The 24,980-nt window shown below is 47.3% G+C and carries 25 protein-coding genes and 2 riboswitches; of the genes, 15 read left to right on the top strand and 10 right to left on the bottom strand.

Going from position 1 to position 24,980, the window contains the following annotated elements:
* Positions 1–57: 57 nt before the first annotated feature.
* Together P402_RS0115670 and P402_RS0115665 are read right to left on the bottom strand one after the other, a co-directional pair.
* Positions 58–1,149 (bottom strand): diguanylate cyclase, encoded by a 1,092-nt coding sequence (locus P402_RS0115670; RefSeq protein ID WP_247857819.1) that lies wholly within the window; start codon positions 1,147–1,149, stop codon positions 58–60.
* Between the two features lie 189 nt (positions 1,150–1,338).
* Positions 1,339–1,788, bottom strand: coding sequence for a MarR family winged helix-turn-helix transcriptional regulator (locus P402_RS0115665; protein WP_026829546.1), 450 nt, complete (start codon positions 1,786–1,788; stop codon positions 1,339–1,341).
* A 174-nt stretch (positions 1,789–1,962) separates the two neighbouring features.
* Positions 1,963–2,147: riboswitch (Lysine riboswitch) on the top strand.
* Positions 2,148–2,279: 132 nt separating this feature from the next.
* On the opposite strand from P402_RS0115665, the gene P402_RS0115660 reads away from it, so the two are divergent.
* The 5 genes from P402_RS0115660 (at position 2,280) to P402_RS0115640 (ending at position 8,107) form a co-directional block, all read left to right on the top strand.
* Positions 2,280–3,758 (top strand): amino acid permease, encoded by a 1,479-nt coding sequence (locus tag P402_RS0115660; protein WP_026829545.1) that lies wholly within the window; start codon positions 2,280–2,282, stop codon positions 3,756–3,758.
* Between the two features lie 127 nt (positions 3,759–3,885).
* On the top strand, positions 3,886–4,068 hold the full coding sequence (locus P402_RS0115655; RefSeq protein WP_026829544.1) for a hypothetical protein: 183 nt from the start codon (positions 3,886–3,888) through the stop codon (positions 4,066–4,068).
* A 69-nt stretch (positions 4,069–4,137) separates the two neighbouring features.
* Positions 4,138–5,085 (top strand): peptide-methionine (S)-S-oxide reductase MsrA, encoded by a 948-nt coding sequence (msrA, locus tag P402_RS0115650; protein ID WP_026829543.1) that lies wholly within the window; start codon positions 4,138–4,140, stop codon positions 5,083–5,085.
* A 67-nt stretch (positions 5,086–5,152) separates the two neighbouring features.
* The gene (locus P402_RS0115645) at positions 5,153–6,442 is read left to right on the top strand and encodes a DUF2252 domain-containing protein (protein ID WP_026829542.1); all 1,290 of its coding nucleotides are present in this window, start codon (positions 5,153–5,155) and stop codon (positions 6,440–6,442) included.
* 231 nt (positions 6,443–6,673) lie between these two features.
* Positions 6,674–8,107 carry an amino acid permease gene (locus P402_RS0115640; RefSeq protein ID WP_026829541.1) on the top strand — a complete coding sequence of 478 codons (1,434 nt, stop codon included), beginning with the start codon at positions 6,674–6,676 and terminating at the stop codon, positions 8,105–8,107.
* Positions 8,108–8,170: 63 nt separating this feature from the next.
* Here P402_RS0115640 and P402_RS0115635 read toward each other — a convergent pair whose 3' ends face one another.
* Together P402_RS0115635 and P402_RS0115630 are read right to left on the bottom strand one after the other, a co-directional pair.
* The gene (locus tag P402_RS0115635; RefSeq protein ID WP_026829540.1) at positions 8,171–9,829 is read right to left on the bottom strand and encodes a glycerol-3-phosphate dehydrogenase/oxidase; all 1,659 of its coding nucleotides are present in this window, start codon (positions 9,827–9,829) and stop codon (positions 8,171–8,173) included.
* Positions 9,830–9,864: 35 nt separating this feature from the next.
* Entirely contained in the window at positions 9,865–10,833 is a 969-nt protein-coding gene (locus tag P402_RS0115630) for a Gfo/Idh/MocA family oxidoreductase (protein ID WP_026829539.1), read from the bottom strand.
* 55 nt (positions 10,834–10,888) lie between these two features.
* Here P402_RS0115630 and P402_RS0115625 point away from each other — a divergent pair, with 55 nt between their 5' ends.
* From P402_RS0115625 to P402_RS0115615, 3 genes are all read left to right on the top strand, one after another.
* Positions 10,889–11,158 (top strand): DUF5327 family protein, encoded by a 270-nt coding sequence (locus P402_RS0115625; protein WP_026829538.1) that lies wholly within the window; start codon positions 10,889–10,891, stop codon positions 11,156–11,158.
* 57 nt (positions 11,159–11,215) lie between these two features.
* Positions 11,216–11,866 (top strand): SDR family NAD(P)-dependent oxidoreductase, encoded by a 651-nt coding sequence (locus P402_RS0115620; RefSeq protein WP_026829537.1) that lies wholly within the window; start codon positions 11,216–11,218, stop codon positions 11,864–11,866.
* 101 nt (positions 11,867–11,967) lie between these two features.
* Complete coding sequence (locus P402_RS0115615) at positions 11,968–12,708, top strand: thermonuclease family protein (RefSeq protein ID WP_026829536.1); 741 nt, start codon at positions 11,968–11,970, stop codon at positions 12,706–12,708.
* A gap of 47 nt (positions 12,709–12,755) precedes the next feature.
* Here the strand turns inward: P402_RS0115615 and P402_RS0115610 are convergent, their stop codons facing one another.
* The 4 genes from P402_RS0115610 to P402_RS0115595 form a co-directional block, all read right to left on the bottom strand.
* Positions 12,756–13,727 (bottom strand): cation diffusion facilitator family transporter, encoded by a 972-nt coding sequence (locus P402_RS0115610; RefSeq protein WP_026829535.1) that lies wholly within the window; start codon positions 13,725–13,727, stop codon positions 12,756–12,758.
* 36 nt (positions 13,728–13,763) lie between these two features.
* Positions 13,764–14,549 carry an SDR family oxidoreductase gene (locus P402_RS0115605; RefSeq protein WP_026829534.1) on the bottom strand — a complete coding sequence of 262 codons (786 nt, stop codon included), beginning with the start codon at positions 14,547–14,549 and terminating at the stop codon, positions 13,764–13,766.
* An 18-nt stretch (positions 14,550–14,567) separates the two neighbouring features.
* Positions 14,568–15,419, bottom strand: a complete 852-nt coding sequence (locus P402_RS0115600) for a GRP family sugar transporter (RefSeq protein WP_026829533.1) — start codon at positions 15,417–15,419, stop codon at positions 14,568–14,570.
* A gap of 136 nt (positions 15,420–15,555) precedes the next feature.
* On the bottom strand, positions 15,556–17,184 hold the full coding sequence (locus P402_RS0115595; protein ID WP_026829532.1) for an ABC1 kinase family protein: 1,629 nt from the start codon (positions 17,182–17,184) through the stop codon (positions 15,556–15,558).
* 165 nt (positions 17,185–17,349) lie between these two features.
* On the opposite strand from P402_RS0115595, the gene P402_RS0115590 reads away from it, so the two are divergent.
* Both P402_RS0115590 and P402_RS0115585 read left to right on the top strand, forming a co-directional pair.
* On the top strand, positions 17,350–17,961 hold the full coding sequence (locus P402_RS0115590) for a trimeric intracellular cation channel family protein (protein ID WP_026829531.1): 612 nt from the start codon (positions 17,350–17,352) through the stop codon (positions 17,959–17,961).
* Positions 17,958–18,326, top strand: coding sequence for a DUF423 domain-containing protein (locus tag P402_RS0115585; protein ID WP_026829530.1), 369 nt, complete (start codon positions 17,958–17,960; stop codon positions 18,324–18,326). Before P402_RS0115590 ends, P402_RS0115585 begins: the two co-directional genes overlap by 4 nt.
* A gap of 140 nt (positions 18,327–18,466) precedes the next feature.
* Here the strand turns inward: P402_RS0115585 and P402_RS17095 are convergent, their stop codons facing one another.
* Entirely contained in the window at positions 18,467–18,604 is a 138-nt protein-coding gene (locus tag P402_RS17095; protein ID WP_200868745.1) for a hypothetical protein, read from the bottom strand.
* Positions 18,605–18,709: 105 nt separating this feature from the next.
* Positions 18,710–19,486, bottom strand: coding sequence for a hydrogen peroxide-dependent heme synthase (hemQ, locus tag P402_RS0115575; RefSeq protein ID WP_026829529.1), 777 nt, complete (start codon positions 19,484–19,486; stop codon positions 18,710–18,712).
* A gap of 345 nt (positions 19,487–19,831) precedes the next feature.
* Here hemQ and pta point away from each other — a divergent pair, with 345 nt between their 5' ends.
* The 5 genes from pta to P402_RS0115550 all read left to right on the top strand — a co-directional run bounded on the left by pta (position 19,832) and on the right by P402_RS0115550 (position 24,943).
* A complete protein-coding gene (gene pta, locus P402_RS0115570) occupies positions 19,832–20,818 on the top strand; it encodes a phosphate acetyltransferase (protein WP_026829528.1) in 987 nt (328 codons plus the stop codon).
* A 66-nt stretch (positions 20,819–20,884) separates the two neighbouring features.
* A riboswitch (purine riboswitch) is annotated at positions 20,885–20,984 on the top strand.
* Positions 20,985–21,060: 76 nt separating this feature from the next.
* Positions 21,061–21,645 (top strand): xanthine phosphoribosyltransferase, encoded by a 585-nt coding sequence (locus P402_RS0115565; protein ID WP_026829527.1) that lies wholly within the window; start codon positions 21,061–21,063, stop codon positions 21,643–21,645.
* Positions 21,642–22,949 carry a nucleobase:cation symporter-2 family protein gene (locus P402_RS0115560; protein ID WP_026829526.1) on the top strand — a complete coding sequence of 436 codons (1,308 nt, stop codon included), beginning with the start codon at positions 21,642–21,644 and terminating at the stop codon, positions 22,947–22,949. The genes P402_RS0115565 and P402_RS0115560 overlap by 4 nt, the downstream gene beginning before the upstream one ends.
* Positions 22,950–23,172: 223 nt before the next feature.
* Positions 23,173–24,549: an amino acid permease gene (locus P402_RS0115555; RefSeq protein ID WP_026829525.1), complete on the top strand. Its 1,377-nt coding sequence runs from the start codon at positions 23,173–23,175 to the stop codon at positions 24,547–24,549.
* Between the two features lie 94 nt (positions 24,550–24,643).
* Entirely contained in the window at positions 24,644–24,943 is a 300-nt protein-coding gene (locus tag P402_RS0115550; protein WP_026829524.1) for a rhodanese-like domain-containing protein, read from the top strand.
* The last annotated feature ends 37 nt before the right edge of the window (positions 24,944–24,980 follow it).

The raw sequence follows: 24,980 nt of genomic DNA, 5'->3' as shown, positions 1-24,980 counted from the left end.
CGCAAAAGAATCTCTAAAAAAGACGCCCTTTCGCCGAACGACGCGAAAGGGCGGGGATCAGGCTTGTTCGAGTTCCAGTTGTTTGGTGTAAATCGTACTCCGGTTTCGTCCGCTGCCTTTCGAATGGTATAACGCCTTATCTGCCTGCTGTAAGGCTTCAAGAGATGAGTGGGAGCTGCTCGAATGTGCGATACCAAGGGAAATCGTAATTTGTAAATCAGGAACCGCTGTCGTCGGGAAAAGATTCCGGGCGACAGTCATCCGGGCGAGCTCGGAGATTTTTTTCGCTTCATCAACGGACGTATCCGGCAAGATGATTAAAAACTCTTCACCGCCATACCGACCGACTAAATCGTCCGGACGGGCGAGAGAAGCAAGAGTCGTACCGAGTTGGCGCAAGACATCATCGCCTGCATCGTGACCATATGTATCGTTGACATGTTTAAAGAAGTCGATATCAATCAAGACGAGGGAATAGCCGTCTTCCGCAGATCCGACAAGGGATAAGGAGTCATCCAGCCGGCGCCGGTTGGCGAGACCGGTCAAGGCATCCGTCATCGCGAGTTTTTGTTGATACTGAATGTTCTCAAAGTGGCGACGGAGTTCTGTCAATAAATGATAGGTTACAAAACCAGCAATCAAATTAAAGAAGATATATGCCACCGATACTTTAAAGAATGTCGACCAACTATGGGTCAACAGATAGATGGCGGGTAAAGAACACAAGATTCCGATGCCAATCATCAACTCAAAATTCCAAAATGTCATGTGGACGTAGCGTCTGACGACACTAATCGTGAGGATGAACAGGCTGATGACGATCGCCGAAAGAATCGCCGCATCGATTTGGTCGAGCGGTGTGATCGCAAAACGAGTTCCGATAATCATCAGACCGGTTACGATGGCGCTCGGTAATCCACCGAACATCATAGCGATGGCGACCGGGATAATCCGTAAGTCAACCCGCGCTACATCGATCTGAATGCTGTTGAACATCAAGAGAACAGCGATGAGACCGGCTGCTCCTCCTAAGAAAAGTCGCGTTTTTACATGTGTTTTAGGGGTGATCCTCGGTTGGTTTCGAAAGGGTAGAAACAAAAGAGTGATCGTTGTGAACAGTAGACAAAAATTGATGATGAAATTATTCATGATGGACAACAAATCCTCCCAGCTCCTCGTAAACGCATTTCCGTAACATATTTCCAGTATACTCATTTTACTAACGGCAAGAAATGGAAAAATGTGAAGTGAAACAGGAAAAGTCGACAAAAAAGACAAAGTACACAGTCAAGTGAACTTTGTCTGAAAAATAAGTTGAATATTTTTTACACACAATTTTTAGGAAGAAACGGCTTCTTCATCCATCGTCAAAAGAATCTTATCGAAGACACGAACCATGACATTCAGTTCCTCTTCCGTCAATGTGCCGAACCGTTCCTGCAGGTATTTCCGGCGGACAACTTCGAGTTCACGAAACGCCGTTTCTCCTTCATCCGTCAAAGCAAGGACAATCGATCTCCGGTCATCTGTTGAACGGGTCCGAGTGACGAAGCCTGCTTTATACAGGCGATCGGTTAAAGCCGTTACCTGACTTGTCGCAAGCTCAAACTGTTCTGCGAGTAGAGTCGGACGTTGGGGACCATTTTCGGACAGACTGCGCAAAATGAAAAATTCACTCCGCGTCGCGGTTCCTTCAAATAGTCGGTTGAGTTCACGGCGTAATGTCCGGAGAATGACCCGCATTTGTTCCTCTAATCGATAGGTCAGTTGATCACGTTCTTGTGGCATTCAAGCAACATCCTTTCTCTCGGTTAACTTCTATAGTTTAGTGTACTAAAAATTACGAAATTTTACCATGAATAGAGGGTGTTTCAAAAAAAGAATTGACAATTTAAAGACGTTTTGTGTAATATGACGATGTAGTAACGAAATTATAATTAACTTAATTAGTTCTCACTCAACCAGTGGGATGGAGGTTGCAGTTCTTATAAGTACAGTCACGGATGTCGTCAAGCGGCAGATGAGGTGATTGAAAAGGAAGAATTGCCGAAATCAATCATCGCTTTGAAGATGATCGATTGGGATTAGATCGAACAGGTCTAATACTGTCACAGGTCAGATATGACTTGTGGGGAGCTATCTTTCACGACGGTAGAATGGGGCGCATCCTTTTACTATGTTGCGTTCTCATCTTCCTTCTGGAAGGTGAGGGCGCTTTTTGTTTTTTTTGATTCAAAAAGTGTCCTCTCAAAAATTTAAAAAAGAGAGAAGCGAATAAGATGAATACTTTACAACCCCAAAGAAAACTCGATTCAACCGAAGAAGGATTAAAACGTGGCCTGCAAGCCCGTCACATGTCGATGATTGCGATTGGCGGTGCTATCGGAACCGGACTCTTCATCGCATCCGGTGCATCTGTTGCCGCTGCCGGTCCGGGCGGTGCCTTGTTGTCGTATGCCGTCGTCGGATTAATGGTGTACTTTTTAATGACAAGTCTTGGTGAGATGGCAGCTTATATGCCGGTCGCCGGTTCATTTTCCACATACGGTGCAAAATTCGTTGATCCGTCGTTTGGTTTTGCGTTAGGTTGGAACTACTGGTACAACTGGGCAGTGACGATTGCCGTTGAACTCGTTGCAGCACAAATCGTCATGACATACTGGTTCCCTGATGTTCCAGGTTTTTATTTCAGCGCCATCTTCTTGTTACTGATGATTGGTTTGAACTACTTCTCCGTTAAAGGATTTGGTGAAGCAGAATACTGGTTCGCCATGATTAAAGTTGTCACAGTCATTATCTTCTTGATTGTCGGAGTCGCCATGATCTTTGGTGTCTTCACATCAGAAGCACCGGTCGGCTTTAAAAACTTTGCACTAGGTGACGCACCGTTCGTCGGAGGCATTCCAGCCGTCATCGGTATCATCTTAGTTGCCGGTTTCAGTTTCCAGGGAACAGAACTTGTCGGAATCGCGGCAGGTGAATCAGAAGATCCGGAAAAAAATGTCCCGAAAGCTGTTAAACAAGTCTTTTGGCGGATTCTTCTCTTTTATGTGTTTGCGATTTTTGTCATCGGAATGTTGATTCCGTATACAAGTCCGAACCTGGTTTCAAACGATATTACCGATGTAGCAGTCAGCCCGTTTACACTCGTCTTTGAAAAAGCCGGTCTCGCTTTCTCGGCAGCCTTGATGAACGCCGTCATCTTGACGTCTGTTTTATCAGCAGGAAACTCTGGGATGTACGCATCGACACGGATGCTGTATACATTGGCACGCCAAGGTGATGCCCCGAAATTATTCGCACAAGTCTCGAAAAACGGTGTACCCCGTAATGCCTTGCTCGCAACAGGCGCAATCGGCGCACTTTGCTTCCTGACTTCGATGTTTGGCGGTCAAGTCTACCTGTGGTTGTTGAATGCTTCCGGTATGACCGGCTTCATCGCGTGGCTCGGAATCGCCATCAGCCATTACCGTTTCCGTAAAGGGTTCCTCGCGCAAGGTCATTCGTTAAGCGACCTGCCATACGTTGCACCTGCTTTCCCGTTTGGACCGCTCTTTGCCTTCGGACTTTGTTTCCTTGTCATCGTCGGTCAAAACTATGCCGCGTTCCTCGCAGATCAAATTGATTGGGTTGGAATCGCCGCGACATATGTTGGTATTCCGTTATTCCTTGCTTTCTGGTTAGGTCATAAATTTAAAAATCGGACATCAGTCGTTCCTTATTCAGAAATGGAATTCCCGAAACATCCGCGTCCGTAAGTTAAAAGTCGATTCCGTTTCAAACGGAGTCGACTTTTTTGATGCATGTTAAAAAAAGAAATAATTCTTAAAACGTATCAAGTAGTAAAAAATCGTTTAAGATAAAAGAAAAATGGAGGCGACCTCAGTGAACTATTGGTATCACTTTAAACGGGCATTCATCCCGATTGCGATTTTGCTTGTAACGTTAGCGATCTATCAGATGCTGTACCGCATGAATAACATGTGGTATTCGCTTGGTGGATTGATTTTAGTGTTTGCGGCGATTTATTTTGTCATGCGCCGCTTAAAAACGAATCCCGAAGATTGACTGAGCAAGATAGTAGGGTAGCGGCACGGAACGCGTTAAAATAGGCATATACAGAGGAGGGGAAGCTAGATGGCAAAAGCAATATTCGCAGGTGGCTGTTTTTGGTGCATGGTTAAGCCATTTCATAAATATGATGGCGTCGAACAAGTCATTTCCGGTTATACAGGTGGTCATACAGAAAACCCGACTTACAAAGAGGTCTGTTCTGAAACAACAGGACATTTAGAAGCGGTCGAAGTCACGTATAATCCGTCTGTCATCACATACGATGAGTTACTTGAAATTTTTTGGCGGCAAATCGATCCGACGGATGGCGGCGGGCAGTTCAACGACCGCGGTCAATCGTACGAACCGGCAATCTTTTATATCGATGAAGAACAAAAACAAGCGGCAGAACGTTCGAAAGCGGCGCTTGATGCCTCCGGGCGTTTCTCACGTCCGGTAGCCGTCGACATCCGTCCGGCAAAACCGTTTTGGCCGGCGGAAGACTACCATCAGGATTATTACAAAAAAAATCCGTTCCGTTATCAGATGTACAGTGTCGGATCGGGACGTGCTAAATTCGTCAAGGAAGCCTGGAAGGATCAAGGCAAGGAACAGGAACTAAAACAACGTCTGACACCGATCCAGTACAAAGTCACACAGGAAAACGGAACTGAGCCGGCTTTCCGCAATGAATATTGGGATGAGGAACGACCGGGTCTTTATGTTGATATCGTCGACGGAACTCCACTTTTTACGTCAAAAGATAAGTTTAACTCGAATTGCGGATGGCCGAGTTTCGCCAAACCGATTTCAGAGGACAAGATGGAAGTTGAACTCGATACGACACACGGTATGACACGGACAGAAGTCCGTTCCGCTAATGCGGACAGTCATCTTGGTCACATCTTTGATGACGGTCCGACCGAACTTGGCGGTCTCCGCTACTGTATCAATTCAGCAGCACTCCGGTTTATTCCGGTAGAAGAGCTTGATTCGGCAGGATATGGGGAATATAAAAAACACTTCGAATGAAGGTAACAGTCAGACAGCAAAGCGGATTCGTTTTGCTGTCTTTTTTCTAGAAAAAGGAGGGTTTTGCATGTTCACACAAGTCTATGAAGAAATTCGGCAGCTGACAATTGCGAAAGTATTGGATTTTTACGATCATGAAGTCCGTGGACTGGATGAAGCCGCACGGCAAACGAAGTATCAAAAGATGAGTGCAAGTCCGTTTCTCTTTTTCCGCGGCAGTTCCCATTTGTTTTATTATGATTTGACACGCATTCCGCTCGGATTTGATACGCCGGTTGAGACACCAACCTGGATTCAAGGGGATCTCCACTTCGAAAACTTCGGGGTTCATGGCAATGCCAAGGGCGAAATCATTTATGATGTCAATGACTTTGATGAAGGTTATCTCGGGTCTTATTTATACGATTTGATCCGGATGGCGGTCTCCGTTCAATTATTCGCGGAAGAAGCAGGGTATGATGCAGAGCCGGCGATTGCCGCCTATATTCAACATTACTTAGATGACTTACGCCAATATGCCAAAGGTAAAAATCCAAGCAAGGTCTGTTTTACGATCGACAACACGAAAGGACCAATCCGTAAGCTGATCAAAAAAGCGGAGAAAAAGAAGGCTGAATTACTCGGAGAACGGACGACGGTCGTCGATGGGCAACGCCAGTTCACCGATTTACCGGATATGAAGCGGCTCGATACCTCGACTTACGCAGCCATTGAAGCCGTTTGGCCGGAGTACATCGCATCGATTGATCCTGAAGATCGGCAAGAGGACGGATTCTACGACATTAAGGATATCGTCTATAAACTCGACAGCGGGACAGCTTCGATCGGCCTTGAGCGGTATTATATTTTGGTCGAAGGAAAAGGCGGAGAGCATGAAGACTTGATTCTTGAGATGAAGCAAGCCCAGTCTTCTGTGCCGTCTTTGTTTGTACCGGTTTATTTGCAGGAGGTGGAGACGGTTCACCAAGGTCGTCGTATCATCACTTCACAAAAGGCGATGCAGGCACATGAAGATCCGTATCTCGGTTACGTAACGATGCAGGGGAAAGAATATTATGTACGGGAACGTTCTCCATACAAAAAAAAGTTGAAAGCAAAACACATTAAAAGCCAGTATGACCTCGAAAACGTCCTTTCGATTCAAGGTCAAATTACCGCCAAAATCCATGCACGGGCCGATATGGATGCAGGAATTGATATGGAAGTTTTAAACCATCATGCGGACGTCGTCATCATCGAATCGATTGGGGTATCGGATGCAGAATTCACCCGTCAAATTCATCGGTGGTCGAGTGCCTATGCAGCACGGACAACGCTTGATTTCCAAGTGTTTTTAAGTTGGTTAGCTACGCGTTAAACACTATTTTCGAAGACCTTTTTTTAGACAAAGATTCCTTCTGAATACCAGTTCATACTGGTTTAAGAAGGGATTTTTTGATGGTTTGAAAATCATGTAAGCGGAACGCAATTCACAAATGGGTCTAATGACCTATATCAATTTATCTGAAAACTTCGTAAATTTTGGATTAAGTAATTGCAAAACATTTTTTGTAATTCGAACTAAACACACAACAGGGGGAGTATCATCATGAGTTTGACGCGGAAAAAAGATGTTTCCGCTATGATTGCTGCGAGTCAGCGTAATAACGGACTTGCTCGAAATCTTGGCGCGATGGATTTAACGTTTTTAGGAATTGGCGCCATCATTGGTACGGGGATTTTCGTCCTAACCGGAACAGGAGCATTGACAGCAGGACCTGGTCTTATCGTCTCATTCATTTTATCTGCCATTGCCTGTGGGTTAGCGGCACTCGCTTATGCGGAATTCGCTTCGACGATTCCAGTCAGTGGTTCCGTCTACACGTACACGTATGCCACGATGGGAGAAATCTTTGCCTGGATCATCGGATGGAACTTAATTTTGGAATATGGACTCGCCTCCAGTGCCGTTGCGGCAGGGTGGTCCGGTTACTTCCAGTCCTTACTCGGCGGATTTGGGATCCATCTTCCGACAGCAATCTCAGCAGCTCCAGGTGCGGTAGAAGGTGCAAAAACATTCTTCAACTTACCGGCCTTCCTGATTTTACTTGCAATCACAGGCTTGTTATCGATGGGAATCAAGGAAACAAAACGTGTCAACAACATCATGGTTATCATTAAGTTAGCAGTCGTTGTCTTGTTCATCGTCGTCGGTGTCGGCTATGTTGAACCAACGAACTGGGCACCATTTACACCATTCGGATGGGGCGGCGTCTTCTCTGGAGCAGCCATCGTCTTCTTTGCTTACATCGGTTTTGATGCCGTCACATCGGCAGCAGAAGAAGTACGTGAGCCACAAAAGAACTTACCACGTGGTATCATCGGTTCTCTTGCTGTCTGTACAGTCCTTTACGTTATCGTGGCAGCCATCATGACAGGAATCGTCCCGTACCAAAAATTTGCGGGCGTCGATCACCCGGTCTCACTCGCCATTCAAATGGCAGGACAAAACTGGGTCGCAGGTTTCATCGATTTAGGTGCGATTCTCGGAATCACAACAGTCATCCTCGTCATGACATACGGAATGGTACGTTTAGCGTTCGCCATCTCACGTGACGGAATGTTCCCGAAAGTATTTTCAGAAGTACATCCGAAATACAAAACGCCGTTCAAAGCAACATGGATGATTGGTCTTGGTAGTGCGACAGTCGCAGGACTCGTTCCACTCGATGTCATCGCAAACCTCGTCAACATGGGGACACTCGCAGCATTCGTTTTAATCTCTGTTGCTGTCTTGATCCTTCGTAAAACACAACCGGATCTTCCACGTGCATTTAAATGTCCGGGAATGCCGTACGTGCCGATTGCAGCGATCGCTTCTTGTCTCTTCTTGATGTTCAACTTGAAACTCGAAACATGGATTGCTTTCTTCATCTGGCTGGCGATTGGACTTGTCCTTTACTTCGCCTTTGCCCGGAAGAACTCAAATCTGGAACCGGGAAATATGCCGGCTACTGAAATCGCAGCTTCAGACGAAAAATAAAAAAATGCGATCCCGTTAAGGGGTCGCATTTTTTTGTAGTGACAGGAGATAACTGATACTAGGTTAAGACGGTAAAGAGGTTTTGATTCGAACCGCATCAAACTCACGTTGGATGCTGGCATTGGCTTTAGCTTCTTCTTCTGCCGACCAACCGAGTTCGCTTCGCATCAAGGCGAGGACGCCGTCGGCATGTTTTTCAGCATTAGGATAATCAAAGAAGACGGCAGAGGCACGTCGATTCAAGAAATCACCCGGTTGCATGACGAGTTCTGCTTCGAGTCCGTATAACAGTCCTCCGAACCAGTGGAGGGGAAGTTGATAACGCTCTGCTTCACTGCCACGCGAGCGAATCAATTCAAAGACACGTTCGACATCCGTGCCATAACGTTGAATCAGCCAGGTTGCTTCCTTTGGAGACAGTCCAAGTGCTTCACCTTTAGGTTGCTGTTCTTTCAAGTAACGGACAAATCCTTTACTGCCGTCAGGATGACCACCGCCCAGTAAAATGTCGTGTGTCCGGGAAGCGAGATAAATCCGGTTCTCCTCCTCCTTGAACTGATTGGCGACCATATCGATGATTCGTTCCGCCATCTTCCGGTAGCCCGTCAATTTTCCGCCGGCAATCGACATCAATCCGGATTTCGAGACAAAGATTTCATCTTTGCGCGATAATTCACTCGGATCTTTGCCGTCTTCATGAATCAACGGACGTAAGCCGGACCATGTCGATTCGACGTGGTCCGCGTGCAAATCGACGTTGAACATCTGATTCGTCGCATCCAGGATATAGTCCCGGTCTTCTTCCGTCACACCGGGTTCTAGAATGTCGCCTTGGTAATTCGTGTCCGTCGTGCCGACGTACGTTTTTCCTTCGCGTGGAATCGCAAAAATCATCCGTCCATCCGCTACATCAAAGTAGACAGCTTGTTGCAGTGGGAAGTGGGCTTGGTCGATGACGAGATGGATTCCCTTCGTCAAATGAAGCGACTTACCTGATTTTGAGCCGTCTTTTTCGCGTAATTCATCGACCCAAGGACCGGTCGCATTGATGATTTTTTTCGCGCGAATCGTATAGGTCTTTCCAGTTAAGACATCCTGAACTTCAACCCCGACGACTTTTCCGTTGTGATAGACAAGTGATTGTGCCTTCGTATAGTTGACGGCGCGTCCACCGTATCCGACTGCAGCTTTTAAGACTTCGACCGTCAATCGGGCGTCATCCGTTTTGTATTCGACATAACGGCCGCCTCCGACCAGATGTTCTGACCGTAAAAGCGGTTCATAACGAAGCGTTTCTTCTTTAGATAACATCGTCCGTCGTTCATGGCGTCGGACGCCTGCCAGTTGATCGTAAACCCGCAGACCAATCGACGTCGAAAAGTTGCCGAATGTCCCACCTTCGACAAGCGGTAACATCATCCATTCAGGTGTCGTGACGTGAGGCGCATTTTCATAAACGATGGCCCGTTCTTTCCCGACTTCTGCGACTAACTTAATTTCAAATTGCTTCAAATAACGTAAGCCCCCGTGAACGAGTTTCGTCGAGCGGCTTGATGTGCCTTCTGCGAAATCCTGCATCTCAATCAACCCGGTCCGCATACCCCGGCTTTGAGCATCGAGTAAAATCCCTGCACCTGTAATGCCACCACCAATGACCAATACATCGAGCAATTCTTGTCCCATCTCTTCTAACCATGCGGTTCGTTCCGTACTTGAAAACATGCATTTTTCCCCCTGTTCGTCTGAAGTGGATTATTTTATTCTACTTCTATCCATGTACCCTCTTTTACACTTTTTTGAGCACAATCAATAATTTTCATGACGAGCAGGGCTTGTTCCGTCGTGACGGCAAGAGGGGACTCGTGACGTAAGGCTTGCGCTAACTCATGATAGTAGTCGGCAAAACCGGAATCGACGAAAGAACGCTCCTCAAGCGGCTGTTCGGGTCTTCCCCATGTATAGGTCGAGCGTTTCGTATCGACGCTGTCGACGAAATAACTCGCTTTCGTACCGTGGACGGCAAGCGAAGGACCGGGAGCCGGAACAAGTGAGCCGATATGCAGAACGGCGCGTCGTGTTCCGAAAGCGAGAATCAGATGCGTATAGTCTTCGACCGGACCATCCGGGCGCTGGATTGTCTGATCACAAAAAACACGGTCCGGTCGTTCACCGAATAACATCAACGCCTGATCAATTAAATGGGAGCCTAAATCGTAAAGCAGGCCAGCGCCCGGGACATCCTGTTCCCGCCACCGCGCCCGGACGGTCGGACGATAGCGGTCATAGTGTGCTTCGAACGTTTGAACAACTCCCAGTTCGTCGGCTTGCACCAGTTCGAGCAGCGTACGGAAGTCTTTTGTATAACGGCGGTTATGGTAAACTGTCAGTAATCGATTTTGCTGACGTGCAAGATTCGTCAGCTGTTCGGCTTCCGTCAACGTGACCGTAAACGGTTTCTCGACCAGGACATGACAGCCAGCGAGCAATGCGGTCTTGGCGAGGGGATAATGTTCGGCATTCGGTGTCGCGATCACGACCAGTTCAACCGTTTCAGCAGCTAATAACGCTTCAAGCGAAGAATAAACCGGCACATCAGGATAACGGTTGGCGACTGCTTCCGGACGACTGGATTGAACCGCAACAAGTTGATAATCAGGTGCTGTGAGATACGGGGCATGCAGATGTTCGCCGGCAAGTCCAAAACCAATTAAAGCAGTACGAATCATGGAGGACACTTCCTTTTCAGTTAATACATTCAATCTATCATATGAGGTGAGCAAGATGATTACAGAACAACAAGTCATTGAAAAAATGCGTCAGATGATGTCAAAAATCGAGCAGGCGAACGGTACAGTACAGGTCGAATATGTGGCCGCAATGAAAGCCTATTGTGAGTTGCTGCTCGAACAACCGATGACAGAATCGACGACTCGTTCGGTTATAACTCCGGTAACGGAGAAAAAAACGCCGGAAGTAGATCCGATGCTGGCACGTTTTATGGGAGTCGCCCAGGAAAAAGAAGAAAAAGGACCTTCCTTACTCGATTTTTGAGTAAATCAAATCAATTGTGGGAATAGAGTAAAAGGAAAAAATAAGGGGGAGTACAACATGAAAACAGTCATCGTCATCGGAGCAGGTCCGGGGAACGGAGCCGAAATCAGCAAACGGTTCGGCAAAGAAGGATTCCAGGTCGTCTGTGCCGCACGGACACAGGAAACACTGGCAGCCGTCATCACAGAACTGAAAGAGCAAGGCATTGAAGCCGTTGGAGTTGAATGTGATGCCTCACGCCGCGCAGATCTCGAATCACTTGTAGAATGGACAAAAGAACAATACGGACAAATTGATGTCCTTGTCTATAATGCCTCAATCCTGCATCAAGCGTCTGTACTTGAGGTATCAGCTGAACAAATCACGAAAGAATTTGAAATTGATGTTCTCGGAGCGTTGCATGCCGCACAAATCGTCGCACCGGATATGGTGGCACGGAAAGACGGAGCCATCTTAATCACAGGCGGCGGAGCAGCACTCCATGCGATTAAATCTTTACCGGGTCTGTCGATCGGGAAAGCCGGTGTCCGTCAACTGACGCATATGTTGCATGATACGTTGAAAGACGACAATGTCTACGTCGGGACAGTGACGATTGCCGGTGAAGTCAAACGCGGAACGGCATTGGATCCGAAAAATGTTGCTGAAGCCTTCTATACGCTATATACGAATCGCACTGATGTCGAAAAGGTGCTCGAAGCGAAGTAACCGGGAATCAGCACAAGTAACATGAGATACGATTTAGACTGGAAAGCGTCGACGCGTCTGATGTCGGCGCCTTTTTGAATCCAATGAGAGGGGAAAAACCTATGAGACGGGTGTTATCTCAACTGTTTTTAGTAATGACTATCCTATTTTTGAGCGGATGCGCACTGGATTCAGAACCGGGTGATCAACAGACAGGCATCACACAACCGGATGAAGCAAAGGTGACGGAAGCCACCGTCGAGCGTGTCATTGACGGGGATACGGTGAAAGTCCGGCTGCAAAACGGTCAAACGGAAGATGTCCGTTTTTTATTAGTCGATACACCGGAAACCGTAAATCCGGAAAAGCCGGTTCAACCGTATGGTCCGGAAGCCTCCCGTTTTACGAAAGAGGCATTACCGACAGGGAGCGACATCCTGCTTGAACGGGATCAGTCAAAGACAGACCGCTATGGGCGATTGCTCGCTTATGTCTGGTCAGACGGCAAGATGATCAATCAGGAACTGTTGCGAAAAGGCTTGGCCCGGGTCGCCTATATTTATGAGCCGGACACCCGGTACGTCGAGACATTTCAGGAAATCGAAGACGAAGCAAAAGGGAAACAGTTAGGAATCTGGCAGACAAACGGATATGCGACGGATCGTGGATTCGATACTTCGGTCATGAAGGGAACATCGGCAGAGGCAACAGGCTGCGCCGACATCAAAGGCAATATCAACCGCCAAGGAAAGAAAATCTATCACATCCAAGGGGGACGTTCATATGATGAAGTGAACCCGGAAGAGATGTTTTGCAGTGAACGGGAAGCGAGAGAAGCCGGATTCGTCCGGGCGGCGAATTGACTAAAAAAGCAGGAACATCCCCAAAAGGACGTTCCTGCTTTTATGTGTTAGGGTTGTGTCGGTGGTTGATAGTGTTGAATCTTATCATCTTCATCAAAGGAAATCGTAACATCCGTGATCCCTTTTAGAATCCGAATCTGCAATTCAAGACGGTCTTTAATATCATCTGCTTGAGCGATCGTCAGTCCCGGATCCACTTCAATCTCAATTTCGACGTGGAAGTGGTCTCCTTCTTTGATGACTTCGAGTTTTTCGATGTCACGAACGTCTGGATCGCGCATCAGGATTTCTCCGATTTTTGCCGTCAGGACTTCATCAATCTCACCAAGGGCACCGGCAGCATTTTGGATGAAGACATTATAGACGACGTAGAACATCATCAAGCCGATCAAAATCGAAGCAATCCCTTCTGCCTGATAAAACGACGTATAATGCGAAATCAAGACGGCGATGATGGCAATGAGGCCACCGAGTGTCGCAACCAAATCTTCCATGAAGACGAGTCGTGTCGCCGGCTTGGCCTGCGACAAGTTAGCAAAGCTTTGACCGACCAGCGTCAGACCGCGGGATTTTAATCCGGTCTCATGGGCAATCTCGATCATTGCTTTGTAAAAGACACCGACTTCAAGCACGACACCGATTCCAAGCACGGTCAGGATGATCCAAAGACCGCTTGTCTTCTCACCTGGTGCATGAAGAATATGCAGGATACCTTCACGAATCGTTTCGTAGGCCAAAATGGCGACGACAAGAATGGCGGCAAGTAAAACAAGGTTGACGAGTCGACCGAATCCATTTGGGAACCGTTTGGTAGGTGCTTTTTTACTTAATGCTGATCCGACATAAACAAAAAACTGGTTGGCTGCGTCACCGATGGTATGCATCATTTCTGCAAACATGGCGATATTTCCCGTCAGGATGTAAGCGACGAATTTTATAATGGCGATAATGGTATTGACGATGGCAGCAGCGAGAGCAGATTTATTTCCGCGCCTGAGCAGCGTGAAGAAATTCGACATGAGGGTTCCTCCCTTTAGATAGCAGAAACGCGGGGATTACCCGCGTCCGGCTTGGAATGATGGATAAAGTGTCATACCGCCGTCAGCAAACAGGGTAATCCCCGTTACATAACTCGCTTCATCTGAAGCAAGCCACGCTGCGACTGCAGAAATTTCTTCCGGTTTTCCGATATTGCCCATCGGAATCATGCTTTCGACATCAGCACGTTGTTTTGGATCCTCGAATTTCTTGGCATTGATTGGTGTATTGATGGCACCAGGTCCGATGGCATTGATCCGGATACCTTTTGGCGCATATTCCATGGCGAGCGTTTGGGTCATCAGTTTGACGCCGCCCTTACTCGCGGCATAGTGGACGAATGTCGGCCATGGAATGATTTCGTGGACACTCGACATGTTGATGATATTTCCTTTCACATCATGCTCAACAAAGTACTTCAGTGCTTCGCGGGCACCGAGGAAAGCACCGGTCAAATTGATATCGATGACTTTTTGCCAGTCTTCAAGTGACATTTCGTGCGAAGGAGACGGCATCTCGACACCGGCATTATTGACGAAGACATCGAGTTGACCAAAATGATCGACCGTTTCCTTGACGAGATTGATCATATCGTCCTCTTTTGAGACATCACCTTGGACAGTGATGGCTTCGCCGCCCGCTTGTTTGATGTCTTCTGCAATTTTCTTCGCTTCTTCCGGGTGACTCCGGTAATTGATGACAACACGCATTCCTTCTTCGGCATAACGGCGAATGATGGCTTCACCGATTCCCATTGATCCACCGGTGACGATGGCAACTTTACCTTTTAGACTGTTGTACATAAGATGAACTCCTCCTTATTATTGCTTCGTAAATCCAATCATGATACCACCGGCGACGACTAGGATACAGCCGATGATGACAAACGTCATTTCTTTTTTTGTTTTCGCTTCTTTTAACAACACGACACCGCCGATTGTCGAGATGACGACACCGGTTTGCGACAGTGAGAAGCTTGTTGCGACGCCGACTTTGGCGGTAGCAAACAATAGAGCGATGTTACCGACTGCCCACATGAGACCACCAATTGTGTTGCCGGCTGTTTTTTTCGTGAACAGGTTGCCTTTACGTAACGACAGAAGGAGGGCGCTGATGACCATACCGATTGCCTGCGGCAAGACGGCTTCCCAACCGTTGATGTTGAACCAACGGGCGATGACGACATAACCGACATAACCGACAGTCGAAATCAGGAGCAACAGTAAACCTTTTCCGATATTTTCATCCTGTTTGCTTTTATCTTCTTTATAAGAAGTGAAAGCAGCACCGGCAACGATCAAGACGAGCGCACTGATACCGAGGATCAAGGCAGTCCGGTTCGACCATTCACCAAAAGCGAGGACACCGAACAATGACGTACCGACGAGCTGCATCCCGGTTGAGATCGGCATCGTCTTCGAGACCCCCATCTGTTTAAAGGCCGCGAACTGATTCATTTGTCCAAGCGCCCAAAAAGCCCCGGAGAAGAATCCGGCGATCCAAGCCGTTGCCGACAACTCAGGACTGACGAAAAAGAACGTGATGATGGCGAAAATCAACGCACCGAGTGTCGTTCCGATAATTTGTTGTTCCGTCGTACCACCGATTTTAGAGACGACTAACGGAAGTGTCCCCCACATCAAGGCGGGTACGAGCGCGATTAAGATATCAATCAAGTGTTTCACCTCTTCTAATTTTCTTTCTATCTACTTGAAGATGTACCCCGGGAATAGATACAAAAAACATAGAAGAATGAAAAAACATTATTTCAAAATAAAAAAACGTCCTGGAAACAGGACGTTGGGATGATTATTTAAACGGTTCATCGGCAATCCGGACAATCTGTCGTCCGATGCGTCGTCCGTTCCATAAAGCGATGACGGCGATGGTCAGCGAAATGCCCATCAAATCATAGTGGGCGAGGAAATAGCCGGTGTAGCTGACCGGAAGGCTGACGATACCGACGAGAGAACTCGTCCACTGGCGGATTTTCAATGACTCCATATTAGCGACACGGGAAAACTTCTGTTGTTCAAACAATCGCCACCGGGTCGGTTCACTTAAGGCATCGTTGACAAGACGGGGGAAGGCAAGTAATCGTGCTCCGTAGGAAGCGGCGATTTGCAAGTAACGATTTTGGTTTTTTCCTTCGTCGTCGAGCCATCTCCGAACCATCGGCTTGGCAAGATCCAGCAAATTGATTTTAGGTGATAAGATTTGCAGGATACCGAGAATTGTCGAGGCAGCACGCCCGAAAAAGGCAAACTCTGCCGGGAGTTGAATCGGTTCGTTTCGAACGAGTAATTCAATATCAGATAATACTTTTTCAATCAACTTCGTATCGACGTTTTCCATGTCACTTTCAAGATAGAAAGTAACGGCTTTTTCGATCGCTTGACGGATGTTTTGCTTGTTGGCATTTGGTAATAAAAAGCGTAAATCTTCGAGTCCATCGACGATGGCATCATAGTCGAGCGTAACAAACGACTGGAGGATGCGTTGGATAGCCCGCATATCGTCAGCTGTCGTCGCACCGATCATCCCGAAATCGAGCAGGACGATCCGGCCGTCACTTTGGACAAGGACATTACCCGGATGGGGATCGGCATGGAATTTTCCGCCGAACAATAACTGTTCTCCGGCATTCAGGAACAGGTTCCGGGCCAGTTCATCGCGGTCGATGTTATGTTCCGCTAAGTAATCAAGATCCGTGATGCGTGTCCCTTCAATCCATTCCATGACGAGAACACGGTTGGTACAGTGTTCTTCAAAGTAATCCGGAATATAGATGACAGGATTTGTTTCGTACATCTTTTTGAAATACAAACCGTTTTTCAACTCTGTCCGGTAGTTCAGCTCATCTCCGATGACGAAGACCATTTGGCGGTACAGACTCTGTAAATCGGTTGATTTATTAAGTGACGTCCGGCGGAGCATCGCAATGACGAGCCGCATCGCCCGGAAATCGGTTTTGATGATTTGTTCAATGTTCGGCCGTTGGACTTTGATTGCCACTTTCCGTCCGTTGGATTTAAGCGTCGCGCTGTAGACTTCTCCGATCGAAGCAGAGGCAACCGGTCGGGGGGAGATATCATCGACAATGTCTTCAATCGTCGTTCCCCAGTCTTCTTCGATGATTTTACGGGATTCGCCGAGCTTGCTTGATGGGACCTTATCAACGAGCTCCGTCAGTTCCATCAAAACGGACGGAGGAAACAGATCGGCCCGAATCGAGAGAAACTGCCCGAGTTTAATGAGGAGTCCTTCGAGACGAAGGGCTTTTTTCTTATAGTCACGCGCAATCGTAATCATGATGCGCTCAAATTCTTCATTATTCGTACCGGGTCGGTTCTTCCGGGTGAATCGATAAATCGTCCAAATGTAACGAGCGAACATCGTTACGATGATGAAAATCCGATAAAGCGCCCAACGTTTCATACGGTCACCTAGCTTCCTGTACAGTTTGTTTCAGTATAGGTTACTTTACCTAAAAACGACACTTACAAACGGTCGAATCGGTGACAGAAAAAATAAGCTTGCCGGAATTGAAAAAGAGCGTATAGTAAGTATTGGAATTTCTATTGAGAAAGGTGAAATGTGCGTATGTCCTGGGACTTATTAAATATCATCGGCACGTTAGCATTTGCGATGAGTGGCGCGATTGTCGCGATGGAAGAAAAGTATGATCTGTTTGGCGTTTGGCTGCTCGCTTTGATTACGGCCTTTGGTGGCGGTGCTATCCGTAACCTGTTGATTGGTGTCCCGGTTTCTGCCCTCTGGTCGCAAGGCGGACTGTTTTTAATCGCGATTTTAGTCGCTTTGTTGATTTTCATTTTACCGCAATTATTTTTACCGCATTGGACGCGATGGGGCGTTCTCGCTGATGCACTTGGTCTAGCAGCATTTGCGATTCAAGGTGCCTTGATGGCTTCCGCTAAAGGGTTGCCATTATCCGCAACAATCTCGGCAGCCGTTCTTACAGGAGTCGGTGGGGGTGTCATCCGCGATTTACTCGCCGGACGTAAACCACTTGTCCTGCATAAAGAAATCTATGCGATGTGGGCCGTCATGGCAGCGCTCGTCATCGACCGGTTTGAATTGACGAATCCACTCCATTTGTTCACATTACTAGGGCTGATCACGATTTTACGTATGCTATCCTATTATTATGAATGGAATTTACCAGCACGACGCTTAGGGGGAGAAAAAGAATGAAAATTTTCATCATGATCGGAGCATTATCGATGATGCTCGCCGTAGCACTGGGTGCGTTCGGTGCCCATGCCTTAAAAGATATGTTATCGGAGCGGATGCTCGCGAACTGGCAGACGGGTGTGTTATATCAAATGGTTCACTCACTTGGAATCCTCGCACTCGGTGGGATGTTATTGAAAGTATCGATTTCTCAGTTCTCATTGGCCGGCTGGTTGATGCTTGCCGGAATCGTCTTCTTCTCAGGCAGCCTGTATGTGATGGCGCTGACGGGTGTAACAAAACTTGGTGCGATTACACCAATTGGTGGCGTCTTGTTCATCGCAGCATGGATTTTTGTTGCCATCGGGGCTTATAAAGGACTGTAAAGACAATAAGGATCTACTCGCTTCACGTGACTCTGACAGAGAAACATGAAGCGGATAGATTCTTTTTTGATGGACGCAAAAAACCGGTAAACAGACGACTGTCTGTTCACCGGTACGATAGAGCGACAAAAGCAATTGCTTTAGCGCTTGGCAGGTTGTGTTTTATTTAACTTCGATAATGCTTGCTCATAGCGATCCAGTACACGTTCCGCGACTGGCTTTAGCTCTTTTGAAAGCACAGCGAATTGCAATTCACGCGATCGCGTTGATCGGTTCATAGCATTCCCCATGGTAATTCCTCCTTCAGGTACAAATCTGACAGTTTTTGTGACCGCAAAGAGTATATTCCCGTAGGGTTTTCCTATGAAACGTGATTTAGCAGATTAAAGTGCGAAATGTGCTTCGAGATCCGTAGTTTCAAGGCGATTACCGATAAAGAACTCGCCAAACTCACCGTATTTGGCACTGACTTCATCAAAACGCATTTCGTAGACGATTTTCTTGAACTGCAGAATATCGTTTGCGAACAATGTGACGCCCCATTCCCAGTCGTCAAATCCAGTTGATCCGCCAATGATTTGCTGAATCTTCCCGGCGTAGCTCCGACCGATCATCCCGTGACGGTACATCAGTTCTTTGCGTTTCTCCATCGAGAGTGTGTACCAGTTGTCGCCGTCGCGGCGTGACTTGCTCATCGGATAGAAACAGATGTGCTTCGATTTCGGCAGGATCGGATAGAGACGGTCGCGGACATACGGATTTTCGTACGGGTTGCCTTCTCCTGACCCACGGTATGTTCCAAGTTCGACAACAGAGACGTATGAATACGTTGGAATCAAGTAGTCGTATAAATCAAGTTTTTGCATCTTCACTTCGACGTCTTGAATGTCTTCCATTGTCGGACGAAGGACCATCAGGACGAGATCCGCTTTTTGACCGATGATCGTATAGAGGGCGTGACTGCCTTCTTTTTGTTCTTCGACTTGTGCGAGTTCTCCTAAGAACGCCTGGAACTCTTGCACCATCTTAGTCCGGACAGAAGCGTCGACTTGTTTTAAACGGGACCAGTCAATCCGGCGGAAATCATGGAATGTATACCAGCCATCAAGTGTTTCGGCAGCTTGTTGCGTAACGGTTGGTTCGGATGATTGATGTTGCATAAGAAAACCTCCTGAATCTGTAATGTTAAACGTGTTAATCCATGTTCAATCTTACCATATCTTTTTGTCTTCCCCGTAAGAAAACGGGTTTGATTTTGAAGTGGGACCGACATACAAAAACGGAAAGCGGGGTATGAGGTAAAAGGGTGTGAGGAACAGTCTCTCTTTTTACCTGTACTATATTGAAAAAAATACTGTAATAGTATTCGAAAAGTCAGGCATCAGAATGAAAAACACACTTTTTTGCAAATTGTTTTAACAACGAAACAGAACTGTGTATAATGAACAATGGGATGGAATAACAATAGAAACCGACACTTATTCGCCACAAAAGGAGCCAATACCATGCAATTATTCGAAATGCTTGAGACAAAAGTCAAAGCCCATCAACCAACAATCGTTTTCCCAGAAGGAATCGATGCCCGTGTTCTTGGTGCAGCTGTACGTTTGAAAAAAGACGGTTTAGTCACACCAATCGTTATCGGACCACGTGGTCAAATCGAAGAAACAGCAGCAACGAATAACATCGACGTTGCAGATCTCGAAACGATTGACCCGGCTTCATATGAAGGAATCGAAGAACTGGTTGCCTCATTCGTCGAGCGTCGTAAAGGAAAAGCAACAGCCGAGCAGGCACGTGAAGTCATCCTTAAAGATGTCAACACGTTCGGTACGATGCTTGTTCATACGGGAAAAGCAGAAGGTCTTGTTTCCGGCGCGATGCATGCAACAGGTGATACGGTTCGTCCGGCACTTCAAATCATCAAAATGCAAGAAGGTTATAAAAAGACATCAGGTGTCTTCATCATGGTCCGTGACGACGAGCAGTATGTGTTTGCTGACTGTGCAATCAACATTGCACCGGATGCTAACGATTTAGCTGAAAATGCGATCGCATCTGCCAAAACGGCAAAAACATTCGGCATCGAGCCGAAAGTTGCTTTGCTCAGCTTCTCGACAAAAGGTTCGGCGAAATCACCGGAAACAGAACGTGTCGTCGAAGCAACACGTCTCGCGAAAGAACGGGCGCCGGAACTCGCAATCGACGGAGAATTACAATTTGATGCAGCTTTCGTTCCAAGTGTCGCGAAATCAAAAGCACCGGAGTCAGATGTTGCCGGTCAAGCGAACGTCTTCATCTTCCCAAGCCTTGAGTCTGGAAACATCGGCTACAAAATCGCCCAGCGTCTTGGTGGTTTCGAAGCGATTGGTCCGATTCTCCAAGGACTTAACAAACCGGTTAACGATCTTTCACGCGGATGTAACGAAGAAGACGTCTACAAATTGGCAATCATCACGGCAGCACAAGCTGTTGAAGAACGCCAAGCGTAAGCCATTTTCGAAAAAGACTTTACTTTTTCAGCGAACTCCGTAAAATGGAACACATCACGCATCAACGAATAAACGTATAGCAACGCTCGTATAATAGTGGGAATTGGCCCACGAGTCTCTACCGGATCGCCGTAACGGTCCGACTACGGGTGGTGAGTTACTGCTCTCTTTTTAGCGTACAGTGGCTGCCCCCGGGTAGCGGCTGTACGTTTTTTTTCGTTCAAAAAAAGGAGAAATCAGTTATGAAACGTTTGGAAGAAATGATTACACAAGAAGGATTAGTCTTATCGGATCAAGTTTTAAAAGTCGATTCCTTTTTAAACCACCAGGTCGATCCGACTTTAATGTGGGAAATTGCTTATGAATTCATGGACCGGTTCAAAGATGCCGGAATCACCCGGATTTTGACGATTGAAGCAGGCGGAATCGCACCGGCGATGATGACAGCCCTGCGCCTTGGTGTACCGATGGTCTATGCCCGGAAAACGAAGTCGTTGACGTTAAACGAAGGCACGATTTCAGCGGAAGTCTACTCGTTTACAAAACAACAGACGAGTACGATTACGGTCGCGGAAAAGTATTTGCAGGCGGGAGAACGAGTCTTGATCATCGATGATTTCCTAGCGAACGGGGAAGCGGCATTTGGTCTCGCGAAACTCGTCGAACAGGCAGGAGCGGAAGTCGCAGGCTTCGGCATCGTCATTGAAAAATCTTTCCAACCCGGACGTCAAAAGTTACTTGATGCCGGTTTCCGTGTTGAATCCCTTGCCCGCATCGAAAAGCTCGAAGCCGGACAAGCGACATTTGTTGACCCGGTGACGACATGAAGACGCTATCCAACGTCAAAGCGGCGAGTCTTGGTCTGCAACATGTCCTCGCGATGTATACGGGAGCAGCGATTGTTCCGTTGATTGTCGGTAGTGCGATTGGTTTATCCGGTGAGGAACTGGCATATCTCGTCGCGATCGATTTATTCATGTGCGGCGTGGCGACATTGTTGCAGGTGTTCGTGACGAAGTACACGGGTGTCGGTTTGCCGGTTGTCCTCGGTTGTACATTTACAGCCGTCGGTCCGATGATTGCGATTGGCAGTCTGCAAGGTATCACCGCGATTTACGGAGCATTGATTGCCAGTGGATTAATCATCTTAGTGATTTCCGGTTGGTTCAGCCGGATTGCGATTTTGTTTCCTCCGGTCGTCCTCGGTTCTGTCGTGACGATTATCGGCATTTCGCTGATTCCGGCTGCTATTAACGATATCGGCGGCGGACAGGGAGCAAAGGATTTTGGTGACTTACGCTACTTGGGACTCGCCGCGTTGACGATTGTTCTGATTTTGATCTTCAACCGATACGGGACTGTCTTTTCAAAAGCGGCAGCGGTGTTGATTGCTGTTTTGATCGGCACGTTGGTCGCATTCGGTATGGGCATGATTGATTTTAGCCCGGTTGCCGAAGCGTCGTGGTTCCAGATGGTGACACCGTTTTATTTTGGTGTTCCGACCTTTAATGCGACGGCCATTTTGACGATGACGCTGGTCGGGCTCGTTTCGATGGTCGAGTCGACAGGGGTCTTCTTGACGCTTGGGGAAATCACCGATAAGAAGTTGACGGATAAAGATTTGGCCCGTGGCTACCGGGCGGAAGGGGCCGCAACGATCATTGGCGGGATTTTCAACAGTTTCCCGTATACGACGTACAGTCAAAACGTTGGTCTCGTTCAGTTGACGGGTGTGAAAACACGAAAAGTCATTATTTTTGCCGGGTTCTTTTTGATTGTGCTTGGTTTCTTACCTAAAGTCGCAACATTCACGACGCTGATTCCAAAACCAGTTCTCGGTGGAGCGATGCTCGTCATGTTCGGAACGGTCGCAGCGAGCGGAATCCGGATTTTATCCCGCGTCGATTTTTCTAAAAATGACCATGTCATCACGGTGGCTCTTGCGCTTGGTGTCGGACTCGGTATCAGCATGAATCCGGCGATTGTCGCGTCACTTCCGGATCAGGTCCGTGTCTTGACAGATAGCCCGATCGTTGCCGGATCAGTAACGGCGTTGCTCTTAAACGGTTTATTCCGATTGACGGAAAAGAAAACCACAATGAAAAAATCACCTTTGGCAAAGGTTGAATAAGATTTGTAACCTTTATGAAAGGAGCAGTCATGTATACTATTCGGTATAGGTGGTTGCTCCTTTTATGTACCGTTACATAAATCAGAATATTTCGAGTATGTGGGATTCGGAGAAAATATCTCTTGAAAACGTTTACAAAACGGACACAATTTCTTTATACTGACAACGTAGCGGTTAGGGGAACTGCTAGGAAACAAACAGAGACGGGAAGGACGTCGTACAGATGAAACAACAGACAGAACTGAATCGGGGATTAGAAGAACGTCACATTACATTGATGTCGCTGGGGGCGGCGATCGGTGTCGGACTGTTCTTGGGGTCCGCAAAAGCGATTCAATTAGCTGGACCAGGAATACTGATCGGGTACTTAATCGGTGGTCTTATTATCTTCATTATCATGCGGGCTCTTGGGGAACTCGCGGTCCGTGAACCGGTAGCAGGCAGTTTTGCCGAGTATGCCCGAAAATATGTCAGTCCGCTAGCCGGTTTTCTGACAGGGTGGAATTATTGGTTACTCTGGATTTTCACATGTATGGCCGAAATTACGGCCGTCGGGATTTATATGCAAGAATGGTTCCCGAATTCACCCACTTGGATGTGGGCGCTTGGTGCACTGATTTTGATGACAAGCATCAACTTCATTGCGGTTAAGTTTTATGGGGAATTTGAATTCTGGTTTGCATTAATCAAAATCGTTGCCATCGTCGCAATGATTATCCTTGGAACGTTGACGATCGTCATCGGCTTCGGGAACGGCGGTACGCCGGTCGGGATTTCAAATCTTTGGTCGCATGGCGGGTTCCTGCCGAATGGGTTCGGTGGCGTCTTACTGGCGATGCAAATGGTCATGTTTGCCTTCTTAGGGATTGAAGTGATCGGGGTCACAGCAGGAGAAGCGAAAAATCCGAAGAAAACGATTCGCAAAGCGGTCAACAATGTCTTCTTACGGATATTAGTCTTCTACATCGGTGCTCTGTTCGTCATTCTTTCGATTTATCCATGGGATCAAGTCGGGCAGAATAACAGCAGTCCATTCGTGTTATTATTTGAATCACTTGGTATTCCATCAGCTGCCGGAATCATCAACTTCGTTGTCTTGACGGCAGCGTTATCATCATGTAATTCCGGGATCTTCTCGACAGCCCGGATGATGATGAACTTGTCACAAAATCAGGAAGCACCAAAACGTTTCGCAAAAATTTCGAAAAATGGTGTACCGGCACTCGCGACGATTCTTTCTGGGGTTGCGTTGCTAGTCGGTGTCGCACTCAACTACTTCTTGCCGGACGATGTCTTTGCGATTGTCACAAGTATCGCGACATTCGGAGCAGTCTGGACGTGGGCGATGATTTTGATTGCTCAAATGAGGGCACGGAAAGTGCATGGTACGGCTGAATTCGCCGTTCCATTCTTCCCGATTGCGAACTATCTTGCGTTAGCCGCTCTCGCGGGGGTCATTGTCCTGATGGCATTTGATGCCGGAACACGGATTGCACTGATTGTCGGACCACTCTGGTATGTGATTTTGATTGCTGTGTATTATGCACGGGGAATGCATAAACAAAAGCGTCAGCCACTGGATCAAGCGTCCGGGGAATAATAACAGGAGAGATCAGCTTCGGCTGGTCTCTTTTGTTCTGTTTCGACGTCAGTTTTGCTACACTGGACACAGATACGTCAGAGGAGGATTAATTATGAAAACGATTCATGTTGATGAACTGCAAGAAAAGCTTGAAGCTGGTGAAGCGTTACACGTTGTGGATGTCCGGGAACAAGACGAATACGATGCCGGCCACATTCCGAATGTCCGTTTTCTGCCGATGTCTGAGATCGGTGAGCGGTATACAGAGCTGCAAGAAGGCGAGACCTATTATCTGATTTGTAAGGCAGGCGGACGAAGTGAAAACGTCGGACGGTTCCTCGAACAGTATGGCTATGACGTCGTCAACGTCGAAGGCGGCATGATGAACTGGAAGGGCGATCAAGAAGCGTAAGTGTTTAAAAAATGGAAGCGGATTCCTAAAAGGATCC

Origin of the sequence: Exiguobacterium sibiricum 7-3 (assembly GCF_000620865.1) — a bacterium.
Classification (GTDB): domain Bacteria; phylum Bacillota; class Bacilli; order Exiguobacteriales; family Exiguobacteriaceae; genus Exiguobacterium_A; species Exiguobacterium_A sibiricum_A.
The sequence above is the reverse complement of the archived record's forward strand: the minus strand, read 5'-3'. Positions and strand labels throughout refer to the sequence as shown.